This is a genomic window from Corynebacterium sp. LK14 (genome assembly GCF_008042215.1).
GTDB classification, from domain to species: domain Bacteria; phylum Actinomycetota; class Actinomycetes; order Mycobacteriales; family Mycobacteriaceae; genus Corynebacterium; species Corynebacterium striatum.
Genome location: NZ_NOVQ01000021.1, coordinates 1 through 2965 on the forward strand (window position 1 = coordinate 1; position 2965 = coordinate 2965).

The 2965-nt window shown below is 52.2% G+C and carries 4 protein-coding genes; 3 read left to right on the forward strand and 1 reads right to left on the reverse strand.

What is annotated here, in order from left to right; all coding sequences use genetic code 11:
* Positions 1–349: 349 nt before the first annotated feature.
* The 3 genes from CHU71_RS12625 (at position 350) to CHU71_RS12635 (ending at position 1676) form a co-directional block, all read left to right on the forward strand.
* Positions 350–646: a hypothetical protein gene (locus CHU71_RS12625; RefSeq protein ID WP_147761264.1), complete on the forward strand. Its 297-nt coding sequence runs from the start codon at positions 350–352 to the stop codon at positions 644–646.
* Positions 647–1086: 440 nt separating this feature from the next.
* A complete protein-coding gene (locus tag CHU71_RS12630; protein ID WP_005325312.1) occupies positions 1087–1296 on the forward strand; it encodes a hypothetical protein in 210 nt (69 codons plus the stop codon).
* Entirely contained in the window at positions 1296–1676 is a 381-nt protein-coding gene (locus CHU71_RS12635; RefSeq protein ID WP_147761265.1) for a hypothetical protein, read from the forward strand. Before CHU71_RS12630 ends, CHU71_RS12635 begins: the two co-directional genes overlap by 1 nt.
* Positions 1677–1770: 94 nt before the next feature.
* Here the strand turns inward: CHU71_RS12635 and CHU71_RS12640 are convergent, their stop codons facing one another.
* Positions 1771–2460, reverse strand: coding sequence for a 3'-5' exonuclease (locus tag CHU71_RS12640; protein WP_147761266.1), 690 nt, complete (start codon positions 2458–2460; stop codon positions 1771–1773).
* Between the last annotated feature and the right edge of the window lie 505 nt (positions 2461–2965).

Consider the following 2965-nt stretch of genomic DNA (forward strand, 5'->3'; position numbering starts at 1 on the left):
TTTTCATTATTGTTCTGACTGCTGCCTCTGTGGGAGTGCGTGTGTGGGCGGAAAACGCAGGGCGTCAGCCGGAGTAAGCGAGATACCGCAGTGGTAGTAAATGCGCCCCCTTTTTCTTCTACAACCACCACAAGAAGTGGGGCATGGGCGCGGGAGTGTGTCTGATGGTTTGTGTGGGAATCCATCCCGCATAAGGAGATAAGCTAGAGTGACTACTGTGGCACGACAAGCAAAGACGGCCGACCTGTCGGAATAATCACTGCTTTCTACCGCTAGGAGAATAGTCATCAATCAATTTGTTTCTATCGCGACTGATGAAATCAAGTTTTTGAAAAATATATCCACCCAAATGTTTCAAGACACCATACTTCCAGAGGAAACAATTTTAGCCGGAGTCGGCATCCAAGCGGGAAGAAACAGCGGCTCCCCCGAAAATCAGCTCTGGTACCACTTCGACCTCTTTAACCCTAGACTTCACGAAGGAAAAGTCGTTCGCCTTTGGGGAAGATTCCCTGATTTAAGTAGAAATGAAGAATCTATCGAGTGGGACGAAATGCTCCAAGGCTCTGGTTTTGTAGAGATGTTCCTTACCTCAACCCCCGAAAAGAATAAATTCAATTCTATGGAATATATCCAGAAAGGGTGATCGCCAATGGTATGGAAAAAGGGTCTCATTTTAATGGGCTGCACTTTACTAACTGCAGTGTCCCCCGTCACCGCCCACGCATCTGAAAATAATCAGTATTAACCTGGAGACGCCGTACCACTCTCTGTCGACCCAGACGGTTTTCTCCCCGACACAACTAGGGGTGGAATTAGTTTCTTTGAGGGGTACTCCGTACAGCTTGGTGTGCACTAAGTATGGTGCTCGTTGCGCTCATGATACTGGCGTGGATAGTCAATCTGTCGGTCGTGCTCATCGAGGTGAGCACGACCTAGAACTATTTTTCTTTGCGTGTCGGAGCTAGCCGCGTGTGACGATGGGTTTGTGCGGCAGGTACCAGTTCAATTGGCGAAGGAAAATAATCAAGAAAAACCGTCAACCTATGGTTGACTTGTTTAGTCTCCCGTCGGTAGACTACTGTTATGAAGCGAAACGCCGTCATCAAGAAATTGAAAGCGGAAGCCAAGCGGCGTGGTCTTGAATTTGAGGAAATCGCCCTATCGCGCCATGACGCTTATCGGGTAGGCAGCACAACCCGAACCTTAGGTAGGCACCGTGAGATTGACGATGTGACAGTCAAGAAGTTTTTCGACCAATACGCCCAAGAATTAGGTAAAGGCTGGTGGAGGTAATGACCACGACATACACAGTAACCGCAGAACGCGGAACCAGCGGAGTATGGGTGCTCGAATGCGCCGAACTAGGGGCAGTATCCCAAACTAAGCGGCTGGCTAATGCTGCCGACGAGATGCGCGAAGCACTGGCCTACCAGGCAGGCCTAGACCCAGACGAACTCAACATTATTGTTGATGTTGTTCTCCCACCGGGCCTTGCGGAAATGAAAGCTCGCGCCGAAAAAGAACGCGAAGAAGCGGCACGACTGGCCGCTGCGGCACAGGCAAGCACTCATGACCTCGCTGTTGCAATGAGAAACGCTGGAATGACCGTGCGAGATATGGGAACAGTCCTCGGAGTGTCTTACCAACGCGCCCAAAAGCTCGCAGCATCCTAAAAGAGGACATCACACTGAAAGCGAAAGTCGCCCAGCACGCGCATGATAGACACGCGTACTGGGCGATTTTTATCGGCCGGTGGACTCGTACGTGTTAGCCGCGTGTGACGGTGGGCTTGCAAGGTAGTCCCCAGTTGGTGGTGTGGCCGGCGCCGAAGGTGACAGCCTGGTCGAGGATTTGGCGGCCAATCGTGGCTGCTTCGCGCCCGAAAAGTTTGTTCAGCATCTGTCCGGTGGCAGTAGCGTCGGCAATGGCAGCGTGGGACTGCGGGTTGTCTAATCCAACATGGTCAAGCAGGGAAGCGAGTTTGTAGGAGCGCAGGGAGACCATTTGCTTAGCCAGGTCGATGGTATCTACGAATGGGAAGTACACGTCCTCTTCGTCTGGGGTGATGCGCTCTGTTTCAGCAAGAATCATCTTCGCATTGAACGCGGCGTTGTGTGCCATGAGCACCATCCCATCGACACGTGCGGCGAACTCGGTGTAGACCTCCGGGAAGGTGGGTGCGTGGGCGACATCAGCATTGGTGATGCCGTGGATGTGGGAGTTTTTAATCTGCTTTCCGTCAGGATTAATCAGCGTGTGCCATTGGTCGACAAGCCGGAAGGATTTATCAAAGCGGGCGACGGCGAGTTCAATGATGCGGTCGTAGCGCTTGTTCAACCCCGTGGTCTCTGTGTCAATGACGGCAAAGACTGGCCTGCCCGCCTGCGGGTGGGCAGCGTTGCCTAGAGCGTTTTCTAGGTGGGTGAGAGTCTCACGGAGTCGATTGAAAAAGCTCATGCCCACCACACTACGGAGTGTCCCGGACACGCCCTGGTGGGCGTATGCGGTTGGGTGTGGATGTGTCAGATCGTCGAAGTTGGGAAGAGGTTTATTTTTGATTGCTTTTCTTCCCCCGTGGGGCAGTGAGAATGCGTGTGAACCTTGAGTAGTGGGGTAATTGTGTGGCAACCAAATCTATTGATTTGGGCGGCAGCCCAACGAGCCGCAAGGCGAGGCGGGAGCCTTAGACAGTGACTAGCCGTCTGCCTTTAGTTTGGTTGATCGCCCTTGGTATAGATCTACAGGGATATAGTTATAAGCGACCTGGGAAAATAGGTTTAATTGCAGGTTAAACCCTGTGGATAACTGCCTCAATGAGGGTAAATCAGCGCACGCGTGAGGGTAAATCAGTGAAGTGCCCCAGGTTTTGTTCCGTTTGAGTAGATGGGAAAAGGTTGCGTCCGTTAGCGTGGTGTACGTGTTAGTTCCTGTGATGGGCCCCGATGACAAATAGGGCGACCAT